At 44.2% G+C, this 25,340-nt stretch carries 28 protein-coding genes; 14 read left to right on the top strand and 14 right to left on the bottom strand.

The window, feature by feature from the left end:
• Window positions 1-70: 70 nt before the first annotated feature.
• The 7 genes from GSY63_RS06025 to GSY63_RS05995 all read right to left on the bottom strand — a co-directional run bounded on the left by GSY63_RS06025 (window position 71) and on the right by GSY63_RS05995 (window position 7,536).
• Window positions 71-376: a hypothetical protein gene (locus GSY63_RS06025; RefSeq protein WP_166584891.1), complete on the bottom strand. Its 306-nt coding sequence runs from the start codon at window positions 374-376 to the stop codon at window positions 71-73.
• 394 nt (window positions 377-770) lie between these two features.
• On the bottom strand, window positions 771-1,133 hold the full coding sequence (locus GSY63_RS06020) for a cyanovirin (protein ID WP_166584890.1): 363 nt from the start codon (window positions 1,131-1,133) through the stop codon (window positions 771-773).
• Window positions 1,134-1,769: 636 nt separating this feature from the next.
• Window positions 1,770-2,162 carry a hypothetical protein gene (locus GSY63_RS06015; protein WP_166584889.1) on the bottom strand — a complete coding sequence of 131 codons (393 nt, stop codon included), beginning with the start codon at window positions 2,160-2,162 and terminating at the stop codon, window positions 1,770-1,772.
• A 128-nt stretch (window positions 2,163-2,290) separates the two neighbouring features.
• Complete coding sequence (locus GSY63_RS06010) at window positions 2,291-2,722, bottom strand: hypothetical protein (protein ID WP_166584888.1); 432 nt, start codon at window positions 2,720-2,722, stop codon at window positions 2,291-2,293.
• A gap of 253 nt (window positions 2,723-2,975) precedes the next feature.
• The gene (locus tag GSY63_RS06005; RefSeq protein ID WP_208094472.1) at window positions 2,976-4,028 is read right to left on the bottom strand and encodes a glycoside hydrolase family 53 protein; all 1,053 of its coding nucleotides are present in this window, start codon (window positions 4,026-4,028) and stop codon (window positions 2,976-2,978) included.
• A gap of 247 nt (window positions 4,029-4,275) precedes the next feature.
• Entirely contained in the window at window positions 4,276-6,684 is a 2,409-nt protein-coding gene (locus GSY63_RS06000) for a glycoside hydrolase family 3 C-terminal domain-containing protein (RefSeq protein ID WP_166584887.1), read from the bottom strand.
• 75 nt (window positions 6,685-6,759) lie between these two features.
• Complete coding sequence (locus GSY63_RS05995; protein WP_166584886.1) at window positions 6,760-7,536, bottom strand: DUF1223 domain-containing protein; 777 nt, start codon at window positions 7,534-7,536, stop codon at window positions 6,760-6,762.
• A gap of 182 nt (window positions 7,537-7,718) precedes the next feature.
• Here GSY63_RS05995 and GSY63_RS05990 point away from each other — a divergent pair, with 182 nt between their 5' ends.
• The 6 genes from GSY63_RS05990 to GSY63_RS05965 all read left to right on the top strand — a co-directional run bounded on the left by GSY63_RS05990 (window position 7,719) and on the right by GSY63_RS05965 (window position 12,308).
• Window positions 7,719-9,416: an FAD/NAD(P)-binding protein gene (locus GSY63_RS05990; RefSeq protein ID WP_166584885.1), complete on the top strand. Its 1,698-nt coding sequence runs from the start codon at window positions 7,719-7,721 to the stop codon at window positions 9,414-9,416.
• Between the two features lie 20 nt (window positions 9,417-9,436).
• On the top strand, window positions 9,437-9,892 hold the full coding sequence (locus GSY63_RS05985) for a ferritin-like domain-containing protein (protein ID WP_166584884.1): 456 nt from the start codon (window positions 9,437-9,439) through the stop codon (window positions 9,890-9,892).
• Between the two features lie 127 nt (window positions 9,893-10,019).
• Window positions 10,020-10,685, top strand: coding sequence for a flavodoxin family protein (locus tag GSY63_RS05980; protein WP_166584883.1), 666 nt, complete (start codon window positions 10,020-10,022; stop codon window positions 10,683-10,685).
• 419 nt (window positions 10,686-11,104) lie between these two features.
• Window positions 11,105-11,491, top strand: coding sequence for an ArsR/SmtB family transcription factor (locus GSY63_RS05975; RefSeq protein WP_394367170.1), 387 nt, complete (start codon window positions 11,105-11,107; stop codon window positions 11,489-11,491).
• Complete coding sequence (gene merTP, locus GSY63_RS05970; protein ID WP_157526365.1) at window positions 11,488-12,090, top strand: mercuric transport protein MerTP; 603 nt, start codon at window positions 11,488-11,490, stop codon at window positions 12,088-12,090. The genes GSY63_RS05975 and merTP overlap by 4 nt, the downstream gene beginning before the upstream one ends.
• Window positions 12,091-12,092: 2 nt before the next feature.
• Complete coding sequence (locus tag GSY63_RS05965; RefSeq protein WP_166584882.1) at window positions 12,093-12,308, top strand: GDCCVxC domain-containing (seleno)protein; 216 nt, start codon at window positions 12,093-12,095, stop codon at window positions 12,306-12,308.
• Between the two features lies 1 nt (window position 12,309).
• On the opposite strand, the gene GSY63_RS05960 is transcribed toward GSY63_RS05965, so the two are convergent.
• Both GSY63_RS05960 and GSY63_RS05955 read right to left on the bottom strand, forming a co-directional pair.
• A complete protein-coding gene (locus GSY63_RS05960) occupies window positions 12,310-12,723 on the bottom strand; it encodes a bleomycin resistance protein (protein WP_157526367.1) in 414 nt (137 codons plus the stop codon).
• A gap of 3 nt (window positions 12,724-12,726) precedes the next feature.
• A complete protein-coding gene (locus GSY63_RS05955) occupies window positions 12,727-13,350 on the bottom strand; it encodes an ankyrin repeat domain-containing protein (protein ID WP_157526369.1) in 624 nt (207 codons plus the stop codon).
• 85 nt (window positions 13,351-13,435) lie between these two features.
• Between GSY63_RS05955 and GSY63_RS05950 the strand changes: the two genes are divergently transcribed.
• The 8 genes from GSY63_RS05950 (at window position 13,436) to GSY63_RS05915 (ending at window position 18,463) form a co-directional block, all read left to right on the top strand.
• The gene (locus GSY63_RS05950) at window positions 13,436-13,765 is read left to right on the top strand and encodes an ArsR/SmtB family transcription factor (protein WP_157526371.1); all 330 of its coding nucleotides are present in this window, start codon (window positions 13,436-13,438) and stop codon (window positions 13,763-13,765) included.
• A gap of 53 nt (window positions 13,766-13,818) precedes the next feature.
• Window positions 13,819-14,391 carry a DUF6428 family protein gene (locus GSY63_RS05945; RefSeq protein ID WP_157526373.1) on the top strand — a complete coding sequence of 191 codons (573 nt, stop codon included), beginning with the start codon at window positions 13,819-13,821 and terminating at the stop codon, window positions 14,389-14,391.
• Window positions 14,392-14,401: 10 nt separating this feature from the next.
• Window positions 14,402-14,827 (top strand): arsenic resistance N-acetyltransferase ArsN2, encoded by a 426-nt coding sequence (gene arsN2 / locus GSY63_RS05940; RefSeq protein WP_157526375.1) that lies wholly within the window; start codon window positions 14,402-14,404, stop codon window positions 14,825-14,827.
• On the top strand, window positions 14,824-15,246 hold the full coding sequence (locus GSY63_RS05935) for an arsenate reductase ArsC (protein ID WP_157526377.1): 423 nt from the start codon (window positions 14,824-14,826) through the stop codon (window positions 15,244-15,246). Before arsN2 ends, GSY63_RS05935 begins: the two co-directional genes overlap by 4 nt.
• 63 nt (window positions 15,247-15,309) lie before the next feature.
• Window positions 15,310-15,936, top strand: coding sequence for a hypothetical protein (locus GSY63_RS05930; protein WP_157526379.1), 627 nt, complete (start codon window positions 15,310-15,312; stop codon window positions 15,934-15,936).
• Between the two features lie 43 nt (window positions 15,937-15,979).
• Window positions 15,980-17,062 (top strand): ACR3 family arsenite efflux transporter, encoded by a 1,083-nt coding sequence (gene arsB / locus GSY63_RS05925; protein WP_157526381.1) that lies wholly within the window; start codon window positions 15,980-15,982, stop codon window positions 17,060-17,062.
• Window positions 17,059-17,817 (top strand): metallophosphoesterase family protein, encoded by a 759-nt coding sequence (locus tag GSY63_RS05920; RefSeq protein ID WP_157526383.1) that lies wholly within the window; start codon window positions 17,059-17,061, stop codon window positions 17,815-17,817. The genes arsB and GSY63_RS05920 overlap by 4 nt, the downstream gene beginning before the upstream one ends.
• A 1-nt stretch (window position 17,818) precedes the next feature.
• Window positions 17,819-18,463: a metallophosphoesterase family protein gene (locus tag GSY63_RS05915; RefSeq protein WP_157526385.1), complete on the top strand. Its 645-nt coding sequence runs from the start codon at window positions 17,819-17,821 to the stop codon at window positions 18,461-18,463.
• Between the two features lie 8 nt (window positions 18,464-18,471).
• Here the strand turns inward: GSY63_RS05915 and GSY63_RS05910 are convergent, their stop codons facing one another.
• Genes GSY63_RS05910 through GSY63_RS24965 form a run of 5 tightly spaced genes read right to left on the bottom strand, consistent with a single transcriptional unit; the run spans window position 18,472 to window position 25,293 of the window.
• A complete protein-coding gene (locus GSY63_RS05910; RefSeq protein WP_157526387.1) occupies window positions 18,472-19,680 on the bottom strand; it encodes an efflux RND transporter periplasmic adaptor subunit in 1,209 nt (402 codons plus the stop codon).
• A complete protein-coding gene (locus GSY63_RS05905) occupies window positions 19,673-20,920 on the bottom strand; it encodes an HlyD family efflux transporter periplasmic adaptor subunit (RefSeq protein ID WP_166584881.1) in 1,248 nt (415 codons plus the stop codon). Before GSY63_RS05905 ends, GSY63_RS05910 begins: the two co-directional genes overlap by 8 nt.
• Window positions 20,907-22,130, bottom strand: coding sequence for a TolC family protein (locus GSY63_RS05900; protein WP_157526391.1), 1,224 nt, complete (start codon window positions 22,128-22,130; stop codon window positions 20,907-20,909). The genes GSY63_RS05905 and GSY63_RS05900 overlap by 14 nt, the downstream gene beginning before the upstream one ends.
• Window positions 22,130-24,022, bottom strand: coding sequence for an efflux RND transporter permease subunit (locus GSY63_RS24970; protein WP_157526393.1), 1,893 nt, complete (start codon window positions 24,020-24,022; stop codon window positions 22,130-22,132). Before GSY63_RS24970 ends, GSY63_RS05900 begins: the two co-directional genes overlap by 1 nt.
• The gene (locus GSY63_RS24965) at window positions 24,019-25,293 is read right to left on the bottom strand and encodes an efflux RND transporter permease subunit (protein WP_157526395.1); all 1,275 of its coding nucleotides are present in this window, start codon (window positions 25,291-25,293) and stop codon (window positions 24,019-24,021) included. Before GSY63_RS24965 ends, GSY63_RS24970 begins: the two co-directional genes overlap by 4 nt.
• Window positions 25,294-25,340: the final 47 nt, after the last annotated feature.

Genomic DNA, 25,340 nt, shown 5'->3' with positions numbered 1-25,340 from the left:
CATACACCCTTACTTATTTTAAAAGCAACTACGGGTTGTATACTAATAAATTTGCTGAGTATTTTATTTACTACTTACGCTCGAAACTATTAACCACCTTATTTTTTACAGGTGTTTTTTTGTCGGCGTATAAGTAAGCAACGGTTGGAGCTTTAACCATGTAGCCATGCTGCCATACCTCTTTGTAGGTACTATCTTGTGAGCGACGGAACCAGCCGTAAGAATAACGGGATAACTTAAGCTCTTTAAACCAGCATGCAACAGTATCTGCTTTGTTAACGGGATTAGTAGTGGCAACAGCGGTGCTGTCTGTCTTAGACTTTGCCTGGGCACAGAATGCGCCTAATAATAGAATGATAAGTAAAGGAGATTTCATAAAGTTTGGGCATTTAAAATAGTTGCTATAAAAATAATAATAAATACTATTAAGCACGAGAACAATATGTAACCTTTTATCCCAACTCCTCGTTAAAGTGCCTCATTTTAACACAGACCCAGAAATCACACCTTAATTTAGGACTAGTTTTTTGGCACTAACAGAAATTGGCACACATTACTGTGTAGAGAAATGTGTATCCGACCGTAATTGTCTCTGACTGATGTTACTATAATAAGGAAGATCTTGAAAAAACCAATCGATTGGCTTGCCGCAAGTTTCTACCGTTAAAACCTAAAAAAATCCCTGATATACCGGATCCGGAATCCGGGCCAATTTATCAGGGATTTGTATCAATAACGGTTTAGGCTATGTTGCGTAAACGCTTTAGATATTAGTCTACCGTTAACACACCATCAATATTTGACAGCGTTTTGCCAACAGGCAGATGCGTAATATCCAACGTTGAATATTGCCAGCTTTGGTCTCTCTTTTGGCAATTTGCCGATAAGATAACCACTTCGCCGCTTGAAGTAATGGTATAGCTGCCGCCCGGTACATAACCGTTGCTGCCACCGTTGCCAGGGTTATTTACCAGAAAACCATCCAGGTTTTCGATATTAGCCTGGCTAAGGCTGGTTAAATCCATACCGGCTGGGATGCTGGCCTGATCGCGTTTTTTTGAATTGCAGTACAGTGTACTTTTGATGTTGTTTGAGGTTTTGGTGTAACTTCCACCAGGAACAAATGCTGACATAGTTGTAGGTTTTTAAGGTTCATAAAATTATCCCCTCTAGTTCAGGAATTTGGGGTCTTTCCTTTGTCGGTTTAAACCTGAGCTGCTCAACCGGTTGTTTCGAACTGACAATACAAAGTTGCAGCAAACCAACACGCCAGGGAAGCGTAAAACTACCGGGATTTAATTATGCGTAATTGTACGGTGGAAGAAAGCTTTGTTGACAGGACTTGAGCACACGCGCCAGCGATGGGAGGCACTAGCAACGGTTCTTGCGCCTATACGATAAACAGTTAAATAAATATCGCTTATAAAGGCACAAGTACTCTGCCTTCAAACCTAACGCGGCATACTTGCGCCAGATTGGGGAGCGACCATGATGAGATCTTAAATTCTAGTCAGAATCATCGGTAATTCCTATTAACCACCATTTTCCACCTATCCTCAGACTTGGAAACAGCTTTTAAAGGGAATATAATCCAATTAAGTTGAACAGGCTTTTGAGTTTTAAACTTTTCAAGAAACAGATCAAAAGATTCGGTAGCATTAACCGTTGCATTCAGTTTTAATTTTTTACCACTATCACTTTTAACTTCCTTTATAGAATTGATTAATAACAAGTTAAGCAACAATAATGAGCAGAAATATATCATTGGTTTAATTTCTTATTATAGTTTCCTCAGGGTCTCTCGCAGAGGACTTTGAGCATGTTGTAAATTTAGGTTTCAAGCGAACTCTATCCAACTTATCGTCCCAAATGAGGTTTTGTCTATTTTTCTTATACCACTTCATCCAATTATTGTAATCGGAAGTTGTAGGATAAAAACGGCCATAATAATTGCCGGTTGATTGCGAATTTATACTCGTAAGTTCTTCGAAAAACATAATCGCCCCGTTCACTTTAGCAGCATTCACATTTTTGTCATGCTTTATACGCTGTTTAATAATGGTTAAATTGTCATTAAATACTTTACATGCTTTTTCATTATTGCCTTCTAAGTCAATCATCCAAATCGACAGTAACAATATTGTCTTATAAATCATAGCCATACTCCATTGTCTTTCAACTTTCTCAACACAGTTGTTATAGTTTTATCTCCCGGCTACCGCAAGCGTCCTACTTGTGGCCGATTACATGTTATAAGACCTACTCTTTTTCCACAAGGGAGCCTTATATCTTAGTCTTTGTTGAATGTGTAGTCGCTGTTAAAATTAATTGATGACAAAACTCCGTTTTTGAAATGATAATATTGCCATATTCCGTCTACCCCTGATATCAGTTGCACGGTGCTTATTTTTTGCGTATAACGATTTATATTTTTTTCAAAATATAAATCGAGAAAATCTTCAAGCGCCATTCCAATATGAACATAATTAGGAAGCGTTATTTCTTTATCAGACATTCTTGCTGACACTATTTCAAAAAAACCGGTATCGCTTCTTTTAAAGAATTTAATAAAGCTATTCTTATAGGCCAGTCTCATTAATTCGTACGAATTAAGCGACGGATCTTTAGCTATTTCTTTAGTCAAAGTCAATTGGGCGTTTAGCATTTTAAGACTATCTACATCCCTAATTTTTCCAAATGGATAATAAACAGTTCTGTTCATTATCACTAAACTTAAAGTGTCTCCTTTCCTTGTAATTTGAGATATTCGGAGGCTCTTCCTCGTAATCCATACAAGATTATCGAAAGAACCATTATAACTCAAGTTGCGTTCTGACAATGCCGGTTTAACCAATAGACTTTCTTTCTTTTTTATTCCTATCCGAACAGCTTAAAAAGAACAAACAGATAACGATATATAAGATATTGACTTTCATTCTTATTGATTATACCCTTCGAGCCCTTAAAAAAACCTCCTAATTAGCAAACGCATCTAACGCTATAGTTGGCCTGCCTAAATTACTATAAGCACCCATCGTGTACCCAGCCCAATTGGCATAGCTTTCTGGCTCCCAATATAAAACACCAAGGCCTTTGTTGTTGGGCAAACTATTTACTTTAGCAGCAAGATCACTTATAAAGAGCTTAGTGGTGGCAGGCTGGTTAACGTCCATACCTACTTCGCAAATCATTACCGGCGTATCGTAACGCGCTATCATATCCTTCATATTGGCCAGGCACATATTATTATAATCGGCCCAATCTACAGTTGTTGGGTATAATGACATGCCGATAACGTCCCACTTGGCACCATTTTTCTTTAAGCCATCAAACACCCAGCGGAACAGTGCATTATCATACCCGTTAGAAATATGTACAATTACTTTAGATGTGCTGCTTACCTCTTTAACAGCATTGTATCCTGCAGTAACTAACGTAGAAAAATTGACCATACTTTTAGATGCCTGCCCCTCGGGCCAAAGCATGCCATCATTCGTTTCATTGCCCACCTGTACGTATTCGGGTGTTATGCCTTTTACCTTGAGCGAATCCATCACGTTAACGGTATAATCGTGCATGGCGTTAACTACCCCGGCAAAATTGAGCCCAGCCCAGGCAAATGGTTTGGTTTGGTGGGCAGGATCGGCCCAACCATCGCTATAGTGAAAATCGACCATGATTTTGAGACCTAACTTTTTAGCACGTACCGCTTTAGCGATCATATCTTCAGTGTCGCACCAGCCATCTGTTGGGTTTACAAAAACACGTAAACGAATGGTGTTAATGCCTTTGTCTTTCAACACCTGGAAACAGTCTTTCTCTATGCCGATACTGTTGTAAAATTTAACACCCGACCCTTCCATTTGGGTAAGCCAGCTTACATCCGCCCCCTTCACAAAATCAGCCCGGATTTTGCCTGTCGAATCCTGATCTGATTTATCGGTGCCATCTCCCCCCTTTTTGCAGGCGCTGAACAAGGCTAGCAAAAAAGGTAGGCCCATTAATAATACTTTTTTTGTTGATGTCATTCTACACCTAAAAAGATTTCGTTATGCAAGCTGCTGCCATTACTTAACAAGTCTTTTTAATGACAAACGCATGTCAGCAAAAAGACTTATTAGTCATGAAAAGTGGAACATTAGCGTCTCTTCTCAAAACAGCAAATGCATGTAATTGATTAATTATCAGGCAACAAACACACAAAATATGGCAAAAATGACTTTTAAGTAGGAACACAGTGGTGCATGTGGAATATTGCACCATGCACCACTTCGGCTACTGAATTACAAATTCTTTTTTCAATTTGATATCTTCCGAAGAGCTTCCGATCATCACCTCAAACGCCCCTGGCTCTACCGTCCAGTTCATGTTTTTATCCAGCAAAGCCAAATCGTCGGGATGAAGCGTAAAGCTCACCTTTTTGGTCTCGCCCGGTGCCAGTTTCACACGCTCAAATCCACGTAAATCAAATTCGTAAGTGGTTACACTGCTTACCTTGTCTTTAAGGTAAAGCTGCACTACCTCGTCACCTTTTACCTTACCAGTGTTTGTTACTTCCACTGATACGTTAATATCGACCTGGTTGTTCGCTTTATCGGGGCTAACCTGCAAATTTTTATACTCAAAAGTGGTGTAACTTAAACCATAGCCAAAGGGGTATAGGGCGCCGTTAACACTGGTTTTTCCATAACCATTAGGTCCGGAAGTTGGTTGTTTTGCCTGCGAAGCCGGTTTAAAAGGAAAGTTTATTTCAATTTGCCCAACTGTTTTCGGGAAAGTGATGGGTAGTTTACCGCCCGGGTTGTTATCTCCAAACAAAGTTTCCGCAATAACCTTACCGCTCTCCGGCCCAGGAAACCAAGCCTCCAGGATTGCCGGCACATACCTGTTTTCCCAATTGATGGTAAGCGGCTGTCCGTTTACCATTACCATAACCACAGGTTTGCCCGTGGCCTGCAAAGCCTGTATCAGTTTAAGCTGGCGACCCGGCAAGTTAAGCCCGGTACGCGAAAGGCTTTCGCCTACCCGTTTGGCATCCTCGCCCACAACGGCAATCACCACATCAGCTTGTTTGGCTTTTTCGACTGCTTCGTTAATATCGGCCTGCTCTTTGTCTGTTAACGGCGTTTCAATGATCTCACTTTCGGGCCAGGTGGCATCAATAATATCGCAGCCCTTGGCGTAGGTAACAGTTGCGTTGTTCCCTACATAATTTTTTATTCCGTCAACCACGGTTGTAACCGGGTTATGCGATGGGCCATAACGGCTGATGGCGTAATTGGTTTCGGCTGCAAGCGGGCCTGTAACTAATATATTTTTTAATTTTTGTTTATCAAGCGGTAAAAGGTTGTTGGCATTTTTCAACAACACCATGCTCTCGCGGTTCATTTCTAAACCCATAGCGGTGGCATCCGTAGTGTGCACCAATTTATCGGCTGCCTTCGGATCACTTACATAAGGGTTATCAAACAAGCCTAGTTTAAACTTAACGCGTAGCACATCACCCACCCGCTCATCTATGGTCTTCATTGAAAGTTTACCTTCCCGTATCAATTCGCGAAGCGGCATAATATAAGTTTGCGGCATGGTGAAATTGGTACGCACGTTCAGGCCGGCTTCAACTACCTGCCTTACGGCTTCTTTATAATCTTCGGCCACGTGGTGTTTGCTGTACAAAAACTCGGCTGCTTCGCTATCAGAAACCACGTAACCTGTAAAACCAAATTTTTCGCGAAGCAACTCTGTTAAAAAGAAATGGCTACCCGTTACCGGCACACCATCCCAATCGTTATAACTACTCATTACGCCCAAGGGATGTGCTTCCTGAATTACCCTACGGAATGGGTAAAGATAGATCTGATACATTTCGCGTGGGGCCACATGCGGGTCTGTACGTGCATTACCGTCGCGTCCGCCCTTGGGCACGCTGTAAACGGCAAAGTGCTTCAAGGTAGAAGCTACGCCCTCGTCCTGGATGCCAAGTGTCATCTGCTTGCCTAATTCGGCAATGTGGAATGGGTCTTCGCCATAACACTCCACTACCCTGCCCCAACGCTGGTCGCGGGCGGGATCAAGTATAGGTGCATATACGTTGGTATAACCCAGAGCCTTAGCCTCGCGCCCAACCGTTTGGCCAGCTTTGCGTACGAGGTCTTTATCCCAGGTACTGCCAATACCTATTGGTGCCGGCAAAGAAGTTGCTCTATCGTGGTTTAAACCATGAATACCTTCATTAGTAAAATCAACCGGGATACCGATACGGGTTTGCTCTACAAACCAGTGCTGAATGGTATTGATGGCCTCCGCATGTTTGCTGTAAGGAAATGAGTATTGCGACTGTGCGTCATCAGTATAAGAAGTAAGGCTATTAAGTTCTTCGTCAATATTGGCGATGCCATCTTTCCAAACTTCGTTTCTCCATGATGGCACAGGCATCTCGTCTTTCAAAACGCGCTTATAGCCGTATAGCGTAGCCATTTGGCAGGTCTTCTCTTCTACGGTCATTTGCGACAGCAGGTCGGCTACACGCTTATCTATGGGTTGCTGCTGGTCTTCAAATATGTCTTTCTTTCCGTTCTTGTTGAAATCTATCCAGCCCTTGTGATATATATTGGTATTTTGGGCGGATACGCCTTGAACGGCACAAACGGCCAGCAGTAAAAGCAGGTTGTTTTTCTTTCTCATTGACTAGGTTTACAGGCAGAATTGCTACCCGCAATTAAATCAATTTATTAAAAACACACAACCGCCGCCGTGTAACTATTTTGATTTAGAAACCGTAATTATTCTCGATGGACTGATAACAATGGTATTACCGGCGGTAACATTCCAGGTGCTTTTGCTTTGAATGTAAGTGATAATCCGGAATGCTTTACCCGCCATGTCCGACGGAATCGTTAATTGTGCTGTGCCGCTGAGTTTTGCACTAACTGTTTTAAAAGCACGCACCACATTTACATGGCTGATGGTAGCACCGTTATTTTCGCCGCCTGTTATTTTATCCGTAGCGCGCTCCTGCACTAAGGCAACGTTCACAAGATCGTCATCGGTAACTGAATGCAAATCATATTTAATGTTCAGTTGATTATTGGCTATAGTAGCGCCAAAACTTATAGAATTGGATGGCCAGACCTTTAAGGAAGCTTTAATCAAAGCTCGTAATTTATCACCCTCCGAGCCAATAAGTTCCTGCTTGCCATTAAAAACAGCCTGAGGGGTATAAGTTTCGGCGTGAAATAATTGAGTATAATGGCGCTGGCGATCCGTATAATCATGGTCGCTATAAGGATCTTTCCAACTTTTATTATCCCAATAATCTACATGGAAGCTTAGAAAATAAACAGGCTTGGTGGCAAACTCTTTACTCAATTGCATCAGCGTTTGATCGGCGGGCGGGCAGCTAGAACACCCCTCCGAGGTAAACAATTCTACAACCGCAAACCCCATTAATACAACCTGCTTGTTATGGTCAGCGGTTTTAAAAGACGTTAAAAGCAATAGGCTAAGCAGCCCAAAACCAATAATTCTGTTTTTCATAGTACACAAATATATCGATTTGATATTGATGAGAGTGTTGCCTTCTATCTACATATCGCCATAATATTTAAGATAACAAGGTTCTTTTTGATACCTATTTATTACTACGACTCAATTACTGCCCAACAAACAAAAGGACTTCATTTTCATTGTAAGAAAATATATCACTAACGAAAATAACCATGACAACCATGACAACCCTGGCAATCCTAGGCGGCGGACCGAGTGCTATCTTTTTATATAAACGATTAATCGAAAATGCTTCCCGGGAAAATTTCGTAGTCGACATTTATGAAAAAGGTGATTGCATAGGCTGCGGCATGCCCTATAGTAATAATGGTGCGGCAGACGAACATATCACGAATGTTTCCGGCAATGAAATACCTGACCTGATTACCGGGGTGGCTGACTGGATTAAAACCGTTGAGAAAGATACCCTGAACAAATATCATATCGATCCGGAGCGTTTTAACGATTATAAAGTATTGCCGCGCCTTCTTTTCGGCAGGTATCTTTCCGAACAATTTAAATTGTTGCTGGAAAAGGCGAAACATGCTGGCATGGAAACCAACCTATACTTTAATACGCCGGTGATAGATATAGTCGATGATCCTAAAAAGGAAAACGTACGTGTTATTACAAACAAGAACGAGAAAGACTATGATCATGTTATTATCTGTACAGGGCACTTTTGGCCAAAAAAACACGAAGGCAAACTGCCGGGGTGGTTTGATTCGCCCTACCCTCCTGAAAAAATTGCCTTAAACGCCAATCATGCCGTTGCTATCCGAGGTTCTTCTCTTACGGCTATTGATGCCATACGTACCCTGGGGCGGCATAACGGTCGTTTCGAAAAAGATGAACGGGGCAAACTGTGTTTTTATGCCAATCCCGAAAGTCCTGATTTCCGAATCGTCCTGCATTCGCGCGACGGCCTTCTTCCTGCTGTGCGCTTCCATCTCGAAGACTCTCACCTTGGAAAAGACACTGTTCTGCCATCTGAAAAAATCTCAGCAAACCGTGCAGCCAATGATGGTTTTCTTTCATTGGACTATGTTTTTGAAGAAAACTTCAAGAATGGGATTAAGGAACATGATCCAGCCTGCTATGCCGAAATAAAAGACTTCAACATGGAGCAGTTTGTAGATTATATGATGGCTAAACGAGAAGAGAAAGATCCGTTTGAGCTGCTGAAAGCGGAGTATGCAGAGGCGGAACGCTCGATTAGGAAACATCAATCCATATACTGGAAAGAAATGTTAGCTATCCTAAGCTTTGCGATGAATTACCCGGCCAAATATTTCTCTGCGGAAGATATGCTCCGCCTACAGAAAACCCTGATGCCACTTATTTCGGTCGTCATCGCTTTCGTGCCTCAAAGCTCCGCCGAAACGCTAATGGCCCTACATGAGGCTGGCAGGCTAACTATGGTAAAGGTAGATGATGATGAACAACCCGAACCAAATAAAAATGGAGGAGCAAATTACGCAGGTAAACATTACGCTCTATTCATTGATTGCATTGGCCAGCTACACATTCCCTTTGAAGACATACCTTTCGAAGGATTGAAACGGAGCGGCAGTAAGGCACAGTTGGCATTTCGCGACCAAAAATCAGGACGACAATTATTTAATTCAAACAATAAAAATATTACTAAAGATATTGATGGAAATTATTATCTAACGGTTCCGGGCCTGGCAATCAATGATCATTTTCAATTGCTGGACGAATTCAACGCATTGAACGACAGGATCTACGTGATGGCGGTGCCCTTTATTGGCGGCTTCAATCCTGATTATTCCGGTCTTGATTTTAGCGAGGCCGCTTCCAAACTTGTGCTGGAGGGAATACTTGGCACACCTCTTGCAAAAGCTTCTTAAACAAATAAAACCATATACCTATGGCAACGTTAGAAAAATCATTAGAAGTATTGAATGATCTTATTGAGATCAACAACGACCGCGTAGCCGGTTTTGAAAAGGCAATCGCGGATATTAAAGACGAGAACGTAGATCTTAAAGCAGTGTTCCAGGAATATACTGCACAAAGTCGCCGTTTCAGCCAGGAGTTGACGCAGATTGTAGCCAATGAAGGCGGTGAGGCCGAAACCGGAACCAGCGCGGGCGGGAGCTTGCACCGTGCATGGATTGATGTGAAATCGATTTTTGGCGGTAACGACCGCGCCAGCATTTTAAGTGAAGCCGAACGTGGCGAAGACGCGATTAAAAAGGCTTACCAGCAGGCCCTATCAGAAAACGAGCTAAGCCCTGAAGCCCAAAGCAAAATAAGCGCGCAGGCTTCTGAGATCAACGCCGCGCATGATCGCATTAAAGCACTACGCGACGCCTCAAAATAAATCGTTAAACAATTTATCAAAATGACTGCCTCAGGGCGGTCATTTTTGTTAGATGAAGCTGTAAGTGTATCGAAATTCTTCCCCCGCTATTTCAAAGCCGACCAATTAATAAAACACTCCATAAATTATGAAAGCACTGATCATTAACTGCACACTTAAACGCAGTCCCCATTTTTCGAATACCGGCGCAATGGCCGAAAAAGCTGCACGGCAGCTTAAAGAACAGGATATTGAAACCGAGATCATTCGTCTTAACGATTTTAACGTGCTTACCGGTAACACCTCCGACGAAGGCGATGGTGACGAATGGCCGCAAATACTGGAAAAAATTAAAGCCTGCCAGATCTTTATTATCGCAACCCCGATTTGGATGGGCCATTTAGCCTCTACATCGCAAAAAGTAATTGAGCGCCTGGATGCCGTTTTCCGCGATGAAGACTTGATGGATAAAAATACTGGCCAATATATGCCTTACAATAAGGTAGGTGGCTGCCTAATTACCGGTAACGAGGACGGTGCACACAGCTGTGCGGCTCAGGTTTTGTGGTCGCTGCAGGAAGTGGGCTTTACCATACCGCCAAATGTGAACGCCTATTGGGTTGGCCTGGCAGGCGGCGAGAAGGACTATGTAGAAGCCGGCGGCGAGCGTTACCTTTATACAAATAAAAGCCTGCGCTATATGACCGCCAATCTGGCCTTTTTCGCAAAGTTGCTGGCGGCAAATCCGATTACAACAAATCTCAATGATGCTGCAAAAAAAGCAGAAGCGGAAAGTAACAACGAAGAAGCGTAACGAAATAATGGGCTAATGCGAACTTTTAGCCCCTTTTCTACCGATCGGCGACGCTTGTTCCATTTAGTGCTTTTGTTTCCATCGCAGTTTTTAAGACAGTTAATTGAAGCGATCTATATCGCCTAAGTATATAAAGGTAGGCCGACAGGTAACAAGAATCTAGGCTTTACAAGAGGTAAGTATGGAGATAATTAATAAAAAATCCCTTAAATCATCGATTTAAGGGATTTCAAGATGTAGAACTTGTCTACTTAGTGCGCCCACCTGGGCTCGAACCTATTTCCTTAAATCACTGTATTTCAATGATTTGCCTTTATTCTTGTTGTTTAAGGTAGTTACATAGGTAACACGCCCTATTGACTAAACAAATATACAAAAAACCATTAAATTACGTCAAATATATTTAAGCAGTTGCTTAAATGCTTATCTTTGACCCAATGGATAATTGCACCCGGATATTTGCAGACAGCAGGCAGATCAATATCTGCCGTAATGTGGTAAAAGAACATCAGCAGGCTTTTACGGATCTTTCACAAGTGGTGGCGTTAGCAGGTAATGAAGTTCGTTTGAAGATCTTATTCCTGTTGACACAAGAGAAGGAATTATGCCCCTGCGATCTGAGCGACATACTTGACATGACGATCCCGGCAGTGTCGCAGCACCTCCGCAAATTGAAGGATGGTGGCGTTATCCGATCACGCAAGTCGGGACAAACCGTTTTCTATTCAGTCGACCCTTCGCAGATTACCTTACTCCAACCATTCTTCCAGATTATACAAGAACCCTTAATCGAAGTCAGAGCGTGAAAAAAACAGATCATAAAGGCTGGATAGGTGGCTTGCTTGCTGCAATTGCCGGATCGCTTTGCTGTATCGCGCCTTTGTTATCCATCTTTGGCGGCTTAAGCAGCGCCGCTACTTATTTTAATTGGATAGCACCTTACCGGCCTTATCTGATCGGTATAACGATACTGGTATTCGCTTTTGCCTGGTACGAGCAATTGGTGTTTACGCCTATAAAAGAAAAAGACTGCTGCACACCAGCCAACCGTTCCTTTTGGCAATCTAAAAAGTTCCTGTTGATCGTTACCCTGTTCGCAGCGGTACTGACGGCCTTCCCTTATTATTTCCCAATGATCTATAAAGTGACCCCGAAGACAAAATTTGTTGATTTGCAAGGTAACTTAAAGTCCATTCGTATAGATATTAAAGGTATGGGTTGCGCGGATTGCACTAAACATATTGACGGTTCATTAATGGGCCTATACGGTGTGACGTCATCGAATACATCGTTTGAAAAAGCGCAAACTATTGTGCGATACGATCCGGCCAAAACCAATGCAGATAGTATCGATCATAAAATCAAAGCAATAGGCTATCAGCCAACGCTCATCAAAAACAATTAAATATGGCTGCTACCATCCAACTCAATTCGGTAATTATGTGTCCTAACTGTGGCTTTCAAAAAGAAGAAGAAATGCCGACAGATGCCTGTCAGTATTTTTACGAATGTGAAAGCTGTAAAGCCCGACTAAAGCCGCTGGCTGGTGATTGCTGTGTTTTTTGCAGCTATGGAACCGTAAAATGCCCGCCTATACAGCAAGGTACTTCCTGCTGCGGCTAAGTTAGTTTACGATCTCAAAAAAAGTGATCAGGTTACCATGCAGGTCAAGTGTGGGAAAATCACGGTTGCCCCAGGGCTGATCTTCTACTACTGTTTCGGCGTTATAGATTACGCCACTGGCTTTCATCTCCTCGTAAAGTTCATCGATCCCGGTTACTTCTATTCGGCAACTAGCAGTGCCTGCCAAAAAACTTTCCGCACCGGTACTGACGGGCCGTAAAACGAGCCAGAACTTATATCGCCAATCGTGGTCGCAAGCCGCCCAAAGGTGTATATCTAAACCATCACGCGTTAAAATAGCAAAGCGATCTTCTTGATGCCGCGCTTTAAAACCCATTTTACCTTCATAGAAAGCTACAGCTTCGGGAATGTTTACCACAGGTAAAGCCGGGATGCTTCCTTTTAATTTTGTCATCGTTTAAACCGCCGCTAAAGTATTAACATAAGCTATTGTATCCGCATCCAGTTTTGTTTTATCCGCACCCGCTTTCAACAGCAGTTGAATGCAATTGATCTGATGGTACTGGTTACCATTGTCACCGGAAGTTAATGTGTGTACTGCCCAGCCTATCGGTGTGGAGTTGAAGGTGATATCGGGTTGATCAATATTTGCTCCTTTTGCAATTAATACTTCAACTAATTGATCCCTTCCGCAAAAAGCCGCCCAATGCAAGGCCGTGGCCCCGTCATGATCGGTGTAAGAAAAATCCGCACCCTGCTCAATGTAGAATATTCCTAATTTCTCCGCGTGGAGGCTTGCTGCCGCGAGCAATGGGGTGTTGTTATCGCCTTTTGATTGATAACCATTAATGTCAGCATTAAACTCAAGTAAGATTTTTGCTATTTCAATAGCTTTTTCTTCAGTAATGATCTTAGCAAAAACCAAATCACATAGCCGATGCAAAGGATGGCCTTTCATCTCCGGCTGAGCATCGCTGCACGGAATACCCCCATTAGCCAGGCTTGGGTCGCCCTCAAGTACCGTTCTCAACGACACAAGATCCACCTGGTTAACTAATTTATATAATTCGCTGGCTTGCATTTTATATCATTATCCCAAAGCTAATTAAATTTTGATAATTTGTTTCTTGCTATTGAATATTAATCGTAATATTGCAATATAAACAATGGGCTTAACAAAAACAGAAATATTCACCGACGAACAAAACAGGTTAGCTGTGATGCTGAAAGCCATTGCGCATCCTGCACGTATCGCTATTTTACAGGAGATCATTAAATCGAATACCTGTATCTGCGGCGACCTGGTGGATGAACTGGGTTTAGCGCAGCCGACCATTTCACAGCATTTAAAAGAACTGAAGAACGCCGGTTTGATACAAGGCACCATTGAAGGCGTTAGCGTTTGTTACTGTATTAATCCACCGGTTTGGAACGAGCTAAAAGAACAGATGGGCAGTTTTTTTTCCGCCTTTGATGTGAAAGCGACCTGCTGTTAAAAAAATTTGAATACATCCATCGTAATATTACAATATTAAATAAATAGAAAGCCATGAATAAAGCAGAAGCGATTAACTGGAAAACCTTTAAAGATACCTTATTACAGCATCCTGATCTTGACCTGCAATTTCAATACGCAGAAGGCAAATTAGTTGATGCGGCCTACCATATCACCGAAATTAAGCAAGCGCCGATTACATCCGTTGACTGTGGTGGTGTAATGAATGCCTGGACAGAGATCATCGTCCAGCTATGGGTTCCTGAAGGCGAGCAACAGCTACGCTCCATGAAAGTTGCTAAGGCCTTATCAATCGTTGATATTGTTGAAAAAATGCTGCCGCTTAATCCGAACGGTACGGTGAAGATTGAATTCGGCAATTCCGAATTTGATACCCGCCAGATGTTTCCTAATGAAATGATCATTGATGGCAACGCTTTAACAGTTGACCTGCGCCCAGATGCAGTACAATGCAAAGCAATAAGCCGTGGTGGCAGTTGTGGTACGAACGATAACGGTGAAGAATGCTGTGCACCTGCCGTTGCCGAAAAACCGAAAATACAATTAGTGAACCTCGCTGCTGCTCCTGCTGAAGCTTGCTGCACACCAGGTGGCGGCTGCTGCTAATAAATTAAAGATGATACTCGACGAGGCCCAACCCTATAAAGATAAAGTGATCGAACTGCTGGCAGCTGAAAATCTGCCAGTAGCAGATCTGCCAAAAACACTCGACAACTTTATCGTAGCCATTCAAGATGGTTCAGTCGTAGGAGTTGGTGGCGTTGAAGTTTACGGGAAGTTCGGCTTGCTTCGGTCTTTAGCCACCCAATCAGACTATCGCGGAACAGGGATAGCAGCCAAAGTGCTGGCACGGCTGGATAAAGTGAGTAAACTTAAAGGCTTATCGGCTTTGTACCTCTTAACGGAAACCGCGCCTGATTACTTTGAACGGAAAGGCTTTGTTCGAATAACGAGGGTCGAAGTGCCCCAAGAAATACAGCAATCAACTGAATTTAGCCATGTTTGTCCGGTGTCGGCAATAGTGATGAAAAAAACATTATGAGCAAGAAAAATATATTAGTGCTTTGCACCGGTAACAGCTGCCGCAGTCAGTTAGCTGAAGGTTACCTTCGTTACTTTGCAGGCGATAAAGCCAACGTTTACAGTGCGGGTATCGAAACACATGGTGTCAATCCCAAAGCTGTGCAAGTAATGGCTGAGGATCATATCGATATTTCCGGGCATACCTCTAATCACGTGGATGAGTATCAGGCTATCTCATTCGATCAGGTGATCACCGTTTGTGATAATGCGAACGAAGCTTGTCCGTTCTTTCCCGGCAAGGTAGAACGTTTCCATGAGAATTTTCCTGATCCGGCCAAAGCAACCGGCACACCCGAACAAGTAATAAATGAGTTTCGCCGTGTGAGGGATATGATCAAAGTTTATGCTGCTGACTTTGTAAATGAACACGTTAACTAACTGTTTTTTTAACCAATTCTATCGTTAAATAGCAATAAACCAATTAATCTTAAAAACTAAATCATGAAACAATTTTCCTTTGTATTTTTAGCGGCTTTACTGGTAGTAAGTTCCGCTTTCGCCCCTGTGGGTGAACCTGTTTTTCCAGAACTGGCACAGTCATTCAAACTGCTCAAAAAGAGTAACGCTGTCACTTATGATCGTCAGGATGTACTTGGTGGCATACAACAGTTGGGAATAACGACCAGGGCCCGGAAACAGCCGGTGATCGTGGAATTTTTGGGCGATGACGGTTTTAGTGCGCCTGTAGCGATGGCGGTATTAAAAGCAGCACTGGCTTCTTACGGTATAAACGATGTTAAGATTGTCTTGGCAGGTTCGGCAACCTCTGCGAAAGTTGCACCCGCATTGGCAAAACTTGGCTTTAAAGTAAACGGCAATGAAATCAAATACAACGACCAGGGCGGTTCGGTAACATTAGAAACTACAGCATCTAATCCGCAAGTTATTCACGTACTGGCGCAGGAAAGTTCGGCATCGCTGCTGGCCAGCAAAGATAAGTTTGCGGTGAAATTACAATATGCGCCATTGGCTGCGGATGCAACTGATGAACAATACGAGGCACAGGCTAAATTGGTGACCGCAGAAATGCTTTTTGCCGCTTCTAAATTCAAAGAAAACTGGAAATAATTAATATTCAATTCACATTAAAACCCGATATACGCAATCAATTATGTCAGCAAACAATTGTGCCCCGGTGGCCGAACGTAAAAAACTAAGTTTCCTCGATAGCTATCTAACGCTTTGGATATTCCTGGCCATGGCCATTGGGGTAGCCGTAGGTTATTTCATTCCCTCGTCGTCCACTTTCATCAATTCGTTTTCCAGCGGAACGACCAATATTCCTTTGGCTATTGGTCTCATCCTGATGATGTATCCGCCACTGGCAAAAGTGAAATACGAGAACATGGGCGAAGTGTTTAAAGACACCAAAGTATTGAGCGCATCACTTATCCTCAACTGGATCATTGGGCCGGTTCTTATGTTTGTTCTGGCTATCACTTTGCTGCGCGACCATCCTGCCTATATGGTTGGGTTGATCCTGATCGGCCTTGCCCGCTGTATTGCGATGGTGGTGGTTTGGAATGAACTAGCCGAAGGTAACCGTGAATATGCTGCTGGCCTTATCGCTTTAAACAGTATCTTCCAGGTGCTATTGTATAGCGTTTATGCGTACTTGTTTATTACGGTATTACCGCCATTGTTCGGCCTGAAAGGTTTGGCTGTGAATATTACAATTGGGGAGATCGCCAAAAGCGTCGGTATCTACCTGGGCATCCCTTTCGCTGCGGGTGTCATCAGCCGTTATACGCTGATCAAACTAAAAGGTGAAGAATGGTTCCAAACCAAATATGTGCCTTTTATCTCACCGATCACCCTGATTGCTTTGCTGTTCACCATCGTTGTGATGTTCAGTTTGAAAGGTAACCTGATCGTGCAGATCCCTTTTGATGTGCTTCGTATAGCATTACCGCTCGTGATCTACTTTACGATTATGTTCGTGCTGAGCTTTTTTATTGGCAAGTCGTTCGGTGCGGATTACTCGCGTTCTACATCTATCGCCTTTACGGCAACCGGCAATAACTTTGAACTGGCTATTGCCGTAGCCATCGGCGTGTTCGGTATCAATTCAGGTGAAGCTTTTGCTGGCGTGATCGGCCCGCTCGTTGAAGTACCTGCCCTGATCGCTTTAGTGAACCTGGCCTTTTACTTCCGTAAGAAATATTATAACAAACCATTATCTGTAGCTAAATGAAAATAGCCCTTTTCTCTGATATACACGCCAACCTGCCTGCGCTGGAGGCGTTCTTTGCCGACGTAGAAAAACAACAACCTGATGCCATTTATTGCCTCGGTGATTTGGTAGGTTATAATATCTGGCCAAACGAAGTGATCGATGAAATACGTAAGCGTAATATTCCGTGCATAACCGGTAATTACGACTTTGGTATCGGCAGACATAGCGATGATTGTGGCTGCGCCTATAAAACAGACGAGGAGAAGGCTTTAGGTAAAGTATCAATCGCTTATACCAACGAAGTTATAAAAGATGAACAGCGCGCTTATTTGCGTACACTGCCAGCACATATCAGGTTAGAATACCAACTGAATGGCGACAAGCTTAATGTAATGTTCGTACATGGCAGTCCCCGTAAAGTGAACGAGTACTTGTTTGAAGACCGGGACGAAAAGAGCATGCTGCGCATTATGGAAACTGCGGATGCGGACGTGCTATGCTTTGGCCATACCCATCAGCCATACCACCGAATACTGACAGCGAATGACCAGTTTTATCACGCTATCAATATCGGTTCCGTAGGTAAGCCGAAAGATAAAGACCCGCGTGGCGGTTATGTGTTATTGCATATCAACGAGCATAGTTCTAAAACAACTAAGGATAGCATCCAGGTTGAGTTTATCCGCTTTGATTATGATATTGAAAAAGCAGCGAAAGCGGTTGAGGATAGCCCCCTACCTAACGAGTACGCAGACATGTTAAAGAACGGTTAAGATGAGGATTGCACTTTTTTCAGATATACACGCCAACCTACCGGCATTTGAAGCGTTTTTGACCGACCTGGGTAGCCGTAAAGTTGATGCGGTTTATTGCTTAGGCGATATGATTGGTTATAACATCTGGCCGAATGAAGTCATTGCGCAAATACGTAATCGTGGTATCGCTACTTTAGCAGGCAATCACGACCAAAAAATAAAAGGGCATGCCTATGAATTGGTGTCGTCTGATAACCGCGCTTACCTAAATACGTTACCGGCTCATATCAGGCTCGAATATTCAAACGTGAATATTGTACTGGCACACGGTAGCATTCGTAGCATTAATGAATACGTACTCGAAGACCTGGATGAAAGCTATGTGCTGGGGATGATGAGTGAAGCAAAAGCCGATGTGCTTTGCGTAGGCCATTCGCACTTACCATACCACCGGATCATTGGCGAAAAACATGTCGTTAATATCGGCTCGGTCGGCAAACCCAAAGATGGCAACCCCGACGGTTGTTACGTGCTATTAACTATAGAAGACAGTATCAAGGTTGAATTTATCAGATTTGCGTACGATATAGAAAGAGCCGCTAACGCTGTTGAAGCAAGCCCCTTACCGGACGAGTTGGCGGACAGGTTACGAAAAGCTTATTAGAGATCGACTTACATTTTCATGCCAGCCATGTTATCATTCCCGTTCTTGAAGGTCGCTTCGCTGTTCAATAAATAGGCTCCATTGGTAACGACAATGGCACCTGCATCTAAGCCGGATAGCACTTGCACATAGTTTTGATTGGCTTGGCCAGGTTTAATCATCCTTGGTGAAAAGCTGCCTTCTGCATTTTTTACCCATACCTTACTGCCTTTGCCGTCACTTAATACCGCAGATGTCGGAACAGCTAACGAACGTGCACCATTACCACCAAGTGAAATATAAGCCAGCATACCCGGCCGGATCAGCCCCTGTGGATTAGGAATGCTGACGCGGATCAGATCAACTTTGGACGCATCCGATAATTCAGGGTTAATGAACGCTACCTTGCCATTGATTACTTGTCCATTCAGATCAGGAAAGGAGACGCTTACCCGATCATTTAATTTATAGCTCCCGGCCTCACCGGCGTATAACTGGGCTTCCACCCATAAGCTGTTCAATGCCTGAGTTTTCAATACCATCATCCCCTCAGTCACATAATCTCCCTCGTGCACCGCTATTTCGCTTACAGTTCCACTGACTTGACTTAATACGGTGGTTGTAGCAGCTACTTTGTTTGAAGCGGCCAGCTTATTGATCTGTGCGGCGGTTAAACCCCATAATTTGAGTTTATTTTCAGCGGCGCTGATCAGTTGTAGGTAGTCTACATCAGGATTATGTAAAAGCTTTTGCTGCTGTTTAGCCAACAGGTATTCCTTTTCCGCTTCCTGCAAATCCTCGCTATATAAAGCATACACGGGTTGCCCGACGTCGACTTTTTCTCCAACGGTTCTTACGAATAGCTGCTGTACCCGGCCCGCTATTCTTGCACTCAATTCGGCAGCTGTGTTTTCATTAGTGGTTACTGTGCCAGTGAGCGTTTTTTCATTACCTGTATTTTGTTCGCGCACGGTATCGGTTCGGATTCCGGCCAATTCAATCTGCGTTGCTGTCAGGGTGAGTTTATCTGATGCGGTGTTACCTGAGCCGGTAAGTTCCACTTTGATCAGTTTCATGCCGCAAACCGGGCAATTACCAGGATGATCCTCATGTATCTGGGGGTGCATGGAACAGGTATAATAAGCTTTGGTTTGCTGCTGAACTACTTGCTGCGGTTTTTGCTTGCACGCAGTCGCTACTAAAATTAAGAGCAGCAATAAAATTTTCAATTTAGTCATGACTTTCCGTTTTAATAAAGCTTTCGCTGTCGGTTAAATATTGGGCGTTTGCTGCCAAGGTATCAGTAGCAGTTAAACCTTTTGTCACTTGTATTTGATTGTTAGTTATCGCACCGGTGCTTACCTGAATTGCCTGATATGCTGCTCCTTGTTTCAGCCATACGATCTGTGTCCGGCCCAGATCAATAACAGCAGAACGCGGTATCCACAAGCCGTTAGTCCGCCCGGTTTGGATTTCGGCTTTAAGTAGGCTGTTTATTTTTAGATTGTGATCCATGTTGTCGAGGTAAACCCGGATGCTTGTCGTCTTATCTCCATTCTGTAGAACAGGTTCAATGAAGTTCACCTTGCAGCTGATCTTTTTGCCCGGCAGATCGGGTAACGTGATCTTAACCGGCTGGTTCAATTTTAAAGCCGCCATATCCGAAGGGTCAATTTTGATGATCGCCCATAACTGATGCGGGTTAACCACATTGAACAAGGTTTGCCCCTTTTGGACATACATGCCCTCCTTGATGGCTAAAGGCAGGTTATTAGCAAACTCCGTTACTGGGCGCGTATCTGCCGTGCTGCCCATCTGGCCATGCGGCATATCATGTACATGGCCTTCATAAGGACTGTAAACCGGCAGGCTGTAATACGGCTTACCGCTTTTTATGACCTGCTTCACCTGTTCATAGGTCATGCCCTGTAACAATAGCTTTTGTTTGGCTGCATTCAGCAAGGCTGTTTCCGCAGGTGAATTTTTGCTGAGGTAGAGCAGGTCTTGTTGAGCCGTTACCATTTCCGGGCTGTAAATGTCGAAAATGCGCTGACCTTGGTGGATTTCCTGAAAGGCATATTTGATGTAAAGCTTTTCAATGCGCCCTGAAAAGCGAGAGGCGATATTATTGAACGTCCGCGTATCAAAATCAAGGTAACCGTCCGCCGAAATTGTGGTTGGTACTTCTTTTTGCTCGGGTGTAATCGTCTTAACCGAAGAAACGACCGTAGAATTGACCGGTTGCAACACGGTATTTAAACTAATGCCGGCACCTTCACTGGCCTGTCCAGATTTTTTAACCAGCGTCATGCCGCAGATCGGGCAACTACCGGGATGATCTTCGAGTACCTGCGGGTGCATCGGGCAGGTGTATTTGACTTCGCTTTTTGCCTGGTTCGCGACAGCAGTCGTTTTTGGATTCGTGCAGGCGCTCATGACGGCCACAAAAGCGATCAGGAGGATTTTAATTGCTTTCATATTCCCTTTCATAAGCTACCTGTAACGTTAACAATTCCTGTAATCGGTCTAAAGCCTCCATGCGTACGGTTTGCAGGCTTTTGATACCATCTAAAACCGACGGGAGATCGCCTGTATTTTGGTCATAGGCCAGCAGTGCCGTTTTATAGCTATTTTGCAAAGCGGGTATGATGTTCTGTTCATAGTTTTTCAACTGCCTTTTTTTGCTGCCCATATCCGTTCTTAATGCCGCGAGTTGACCTTGTGCCTGGTTGAGGATATCCAGTTTTTTCTGTTGCAGTTCCTCCACCTCATAGCGGATACCTTTAAGGTTCGCTTTGTATTCCTTAGCTGCCCAGGGCACAATTGGAATGGTTACGGTACCCATTAAAATATATTGATTCGCAAACCCGCCGTAACTTTGCATATGTCCCGCCTGAATGCCAAAATCGGGTTTGCGTTTGGCATACTCCATTTTTGCATTTAATTGTTGCAGGTCAATATTGCGGTTGATCCCTTTAATATCGCTCCGGCCGGCAGCAAGGCGGGCGGTGTCCGTTATGATGGTTTCGTAATCTTTTAAAATGATAGTAGTGTCCACCGAAAAAGCGGCTTGTTTATCCCGGTTCATCAAGGTATTGAGCATGATATTCTTCTGGCTGATATCGTTGGTCAACTGCTCACGGACGTTGTCCAGTTGAAAAAGCTCTGCCTTGGCCTTATAGATGTTCGGCAGCTTCTCCTTGCTATAGGTTAGCCGGATATTGGCATCTTTGAGCATATAATCCAGTAATTCTTTGGTGTGCTGTAACAGGGCCAGTTTCTTTTCCAAAACCACGCGTTCATAATAGTATTGTTTGGCCTGGGAAATGAGTTGATTTTTGAGAAAGCCCTTATCGGCTGCCGTTACCTGGGACTGGCCTTTCATATAATCTTCTTTGGCTTTTAGCTTGGCCGGGTTGGTAAACATTTGCTCTGCCTGTACCATAAATGAGCCGCCGCTGGGGTTCAGCTGGTAAGGCACCTGGTACTGGCCTGCGCTGATCTTAGGGGCATCCAAACTCCTTGCCCCCGTAGCATAAGCATTCTGTGCGCTGCCTTTGGCATCATAAGCCTGCAAGGCCGGGTTGGTGCTTACACGGGCGGTCACGCTGTCTAAAGGGAAGCGCTGTGCTTGTGCAAAGCCGGCCAGACCTAACAACGCCGTTAATATAATATAATACTTTTTCATTATTCCTTTACCTCCAATACTTCCAGTTTGCCATATTTCTTCAACTCATATTCCTTTACCATCAAAAAGATAAGCGGTGTGACGAGCAAGATATGTGTGGAAGAAGTTAATACCCCGCCGATCATCGGCAATACGATGGGTAACATGACATCGCTGCCTGTCCCGGTTGCCCACAGCACCGGTACTAAACCAAATAACGCCACGCAAACGGTCATCAATTTTGGCCGCAGGCGTTTTACTGCGCCGTTCATCACATATTCCCTTAAATCAGATTTAGTGATCGTTTCTTTACTGTTGCCCTTCAGGGCGACCATTTGTTGCATGGCATCGTTCAGGTATATGACCATCACGATGCCCGTTTCTACAGCGATGCCAAACAAGGCGATAAAGCCAACCGCAACTGCGACAGATAAATGCACGCCGAAGAAGTAAACCATATAAGCCCCGCCAATGAGGGCAAAAGGAATGGAGATCAGGCTAAAAAATGCTTCCCGGATAGAATGGAAAGCAAAGTACAGGCAGGCAAAAATGATAAGGAGGACAATCGGCAGTATCAGCTTCAAGGTATGCTCTGCCCGGATCAAATTCTCATACTGGCCGCTCCATTCGATATAATAGCCCTTTGGTAAAGTTTTAACCATCGCATTCAACCTGTCCTGGGCTTCTTTGACGGTACTGCCCAGGTCACGGTCACGTACGTTAAACAATACGGTGCCCCGTAATAAAGCATTTTCCGATTGGATCATGGCCGGGCCATTGCTGATCCTGATATCCGCCACGGATGATAGTGGTATGGGGCCATAGCCGGACGTTTGTACGAGCGTGCGTTTGATAGCATCCAGGTTGTTGCGGTAATCCTGCGCAAAGCGGACATTGACGCTAAATCGCTGCCTGCCTTCAATTGTCCTGGTCAGGTTCATGCCGCCTATGGCGCTTTCCACGACTTCATTGACATCATCCGCGCTTAAACCGTAACGACCGATTGCTTCTTTATTGACCTGGATATCCAGGTATTTGCCGCCGGTTATCGGGTCAACATAGAGGTCTTTGACGCCGTTCAAGCCGTTCAAAGCCTGCTTCATCTGATTTGCAAGTGTGTTGATGGTGTCCAGGTTCTGGCCGTAAACTTTTAGCCCCACATCCGTGCGGATACCCGTAGACAACATATTGATACGGTTGATGATAGGCTGTGTCCAGCCGTTCACCACACCGGGAATTTGCAGTTTGGCATTCAGCTCATTAATAATATCTTCCTTCTTAATCCCTTTTCGCCATGCTTCCCTTGGTTTCAACAGGATAATGGTTTCTGTCATGCTGATCGGTGAATTATCGGTAGCGGTATTCGCCCGCCCGGCTTTGCCCAAAACGTTAGCAACTTCAGGTACGCTTTTAATGATCTTGTCCTGTACCTGTAAAACCTGTTTGGCCTGGGCATTGGAGACGTCCGGCTGGGTAACCGGCATAAAGAGGATCGTTCCCTCATCCAGTGGCGGCATAAACTCGCTGCCTAAAGAAAGCAATAAGGGTATGCTAATTACTAAAGCAATGATATTGATACCTATGGTTGTTTTACGCCAGGTCACGCACCAATCCAGTACCGGGCGATAAACCCTTTCCAGGCCACGGTTCAGCGGGTTATGGTCGTCCGTCCTTAACTTCCCTTTCAGAAAGAAAGAGATGAGAACAGGCGCTAATGTCACTGCAAGTATGGCGTCAATGGCCAGTATAAATGTTTTTGTCCAGGCTAAAGGGCCGAACAATTTGCCTTCCTGTCCCTCCAGTAAAAAAACCGGCAGGAAGGACGCGACGATGATGAGCGTAGAGAAAAACACGCCACGGCCAACCTGCTTGCAGGAGGCTTCAATGATCTTTATTCTTTCTGCTGTGGTCATGATTTTTCTTGTTGTTGGGCGATGGATAAATTCCGGTGCGAGTTTTCGACCATGACGATGCCATTATCCACGATAACCCCGATAGCTAAAGCGATACCTGTTAAGGACATAATATTAGAACTGATACCAAAGAAGTTTAACAAAATGAAGCTGGCAGCAATGGTAATGGGTATCTGAATAATGATACTTAAAGCGCTTCGCCAGCTAAATAGGAACAGGATGACAATAATGGATACGGTGACCATTTCTTCTATCAGCGTATGTTTCACTGAATTAACCGCGCTTTCAATGAGTTCGCTGCGGTCATAAGCGATCTTGAACGTTACACCCGCAGGCAAGCCTTTTTGAATATCGGCCATCTTATCCTTAACGGCATGGATAACTTTGTCGGCATTTTCACCATAGCGCATCACGACGATACCACCTACGGCTTCTCCGTCGCCATTCCGGTCAAAGATACCCAGACGTTCATCGCCGCCCATTTGAACGGTGGCCACATCTTTGATCTTAACTGGTATAGCATTGATCACACCGATAGGCATGTTCTCGACATCCGCTAAGCTTTTAATATAGCCCAGGCCGCGAACGATATAGCCGGTGCCGTTCATTTCAAACTTACGCCCGCCCACATCATTGTTATTGCTTTTAACCGCTTTAAGCACCTGCGCTAAGGATATGTTGTAATAATTCAGCTTGTGCGGATCGATGCTGACCTGGTATTGCTTTTCAAAGCCGCCAAAAGAGGCCACTTCGCTTACACCGGATACGGTTTGCAGGCCTAATTTCACATACCAGTCCTGTAGGGCGCGCTGTTCGCCCAGATCCATGCCTTTGGCGTCGAGCGTGTACCAAAGCACATGGCCGACGCCTGTGCCATCCGGCCCCAATGTGGGTGTAATGCCTTCCGGCAATAAACGCTGTGCGTAGTTTAGTCTTTCCAATACCCGGCTACGCGCCCAGTACACATCGGCTTTATCCTCAAAAACGATGTACACAAAGCTCATCCCGAACATAGAGGTCGCACGAATGGCTTTTACTTTTGGGATACCTTGCAGGTTACTAACCAACGGATAGGTTACCTGGTCTTCCATGATCTGCGGGCTGCGCCCTTGCCATTCGGTAAAAACGATCACCTGGTTGTCCGACAGGTCGGGTATGGCGTCAATCGGATTTTGTTTGACCGCATAAGCCCCCCACGCAAACAGGGCAATGGCGATCAGCAGTACGATATACCTGTTTTTTAAGGACAGGCTGATCAATTGGTTTATCATCTTAATTGCTTTAATCAACCCTCCGCCAAACAGCGGAGGGTTGAATG

The organism is Mucilaginibacter agri (assembly GCF_009928685.1).
Classification (GTDB): Bacteria; Bacteroidota; Bacteroidia; order Sphingobacteriales; family Sphingobacteriaceae; genus Mucilaginibacter; species Mucilaginibacter agri.
Note: the sequence above shows the minus strand (reverse complement) of the source record. Positions and strands in the feature narration are given on the sequence as shown.

Bases quoted from the DNA above. Each gene is read 5' to 3' on its own strand.
- GSY63_RS05985 (WP_166584884.1), top strand. From the start codon at position 9,437: ATGGCAACGTTAGAAAAATCATTAGAAGTATTGAATGATCTTATTGAG.
- GSY63_RS05975 (WP_394367170.1), top strand. From the start codon at position 11,105: ATGCTTATCTTTGACCCAATGGATAATTGCACCCGGATATTTGCAGAC.
- GSY63_RS06020 (WP_166584890.1), bottom strand. From the start codon at position 1,133: ATGTCAGCATTTGTTCCTGGTGGAAGTTACACCAAAACCTCAAACAAC.
- GSY63_RS05910 (WP_157526387.1), bottom strand. From the start codon at position 19,680: ATGACTAAATTGAAAATTTTATTGCTGCTCTTAATTTTAGTAGCGACT.
- GSY63_RS24970 (WP_157526393.1), bottom strand. From the start codon at position 24,022: ATGACCACAGCAGAAAGAATAAAGATCATTGAAGCCTCCTGCAAGCAG.
- GSY63_RS05915 (WP_157526385.1), top strand. From the start codon at position 17,819: ATGAGGATTGCACTTTTTTCAGATATACACGCCAACCTACCGGCATTT.
- GSY63_RS06010 (WP_166584888.1), bottom strand. From the start codon at position 2,722: ATGAACAGAACTGTTTATTATCCATTTGGAAAAATTAGGGATGTAGAT.
- GSY63_RS05980 (WP_166584883.1), top strand. From the start codon at position 10,020: ATGAAAGCACTGATCATTAACTGCACACTTAAACGCAGTCCCCATTTT.
- GSY63_RS06015 (WP_166584889.1), bottom strand. From the start codon at position 2,162: ATGGCTATGATTTATAAGACAATATTGTTACTGTCGATTTGGATGATT.
- GSY63_RS05905 (WP_166584881.1), bottom strand. From the start codon at position 20,920: ATGAAAGCAATTAAAATCCTCCTGATCGCTTTTGTGGCCGTCATGAGC.
- GSY63_RS05930 (WP_157526379.1), top strand. From the start codon at position 15,310: ATGAAACAATTTTCCTTTGTATTTTTAGCGGCTTTACTGGTAGTAAGT.
- GSY63_RS05900 (WP_157526391.1), bottom strand. From the start codon at position 22,130: ATGAAAAAGTATTATATTATATTAACGGCGTTGTTAGGTCTGGCCGGC.
- arsN2 (WP_157526375.1), top strand. From the start codon at position 14,402: ATGATACTCGACGAGGCCCAACCCTATAAAGATAAAGTGATCGAACTG.
- GSY63_RS05955 (WP_157526369.1), bottom strand. From the start codon at position 13,350: ATGCAAGCCAGCGAATTATATAAATTAGTTAACCAGGTGGATCTTGTG.
- GSY63_RS05965 (WP_166584882.1), top strand. From the start codon at position 12,093: ATGGCTGCTACCATCCAACTCAATTCGGTAATTATGTGTCCTAACTGT.
- GSY63_RS05990 (WP_166584885.1), top strand. From the start codon at position 7,719: ATGACAACCATGACAACCCTGGCAATCCTAGGCGGCGGACCGAGTGCT.
- GSY63_RS05950 (WP_157526371.1), top strand. From the start codon at position 13,436: ATGGGCTTAACAAAAACAGAAATATTCACCGACGAACAAAACAGGTTA.
- GSY63_RS24965 (WP_157526395.1), bottom strand. From the start codon at position 25,293: ATGATAAACCAATTGATCAGCCTGTCCTTAAAAAACAGGTATATCGTA.
- GSY63_RS05935 (WP_157526377.1), top strand. From the start codon at position 14,824: ATGAGCAAGAAAAATATATTAGTGCTTTGCACCGGTAACAGCTGCCGC.
- GSY63_RS05945 (WP_157526373.1), top strand. From the start codon at position 13,819: ATGAATAAAGCAGAAGCGATTAACTGGAAAACCTTTAAAGATACCTTA.
- GSY63_RS06005 (WP_208094472.1), bottom strand. From the start codon at position 4,028: ATGACATCAACAAAAAAAGTATTATTAATGGGCCTACCTTTTTTGCTA.
- GSY63_RS05920 (WP_157526383.1), top strand. From the start codon at position 17,059: ATGAAAATAGCCCTTTTCTCTGATATACACGCCAACCTGCCTGCGCTG.
- GSY63_RS06025 (WP_166584891.1), bottom strand. From the start codon at position 376: ATGAAATCTCCTTTACTTATCATTCTATTATTAGGCGCATTCTGTGCC.
- GSY63_RS05995 (WP_166584886.1), bottom strand. From the start codon at position 7,536: ATGAAAAACAGAATTATTGGTTTTGGGCTGCTTAGCCTATTGCTTTTA.
- GSY63_RS06000 (WP_166584887.1), bottom strand. From the start codon at position 6,684: ATGAGAAAGAAAAACAACCTGCTTTTACTGCTGGCCGTTTGTGCCGTT.
- arsB (WP_157526381.1), top strand. From the start codon at position 15,980: ATGTCAGCAAACAATTGTGCCCCGGTGGCCGAACGTAAAAAACTAAGT.
- GSY63_RS05960 (WP_157526367.1), bottom strand. From the start codon at position 12,723: ATGACAAAATTAAAAGGAAGCATCCCGGCTTTACCTGTGGTAAACATT.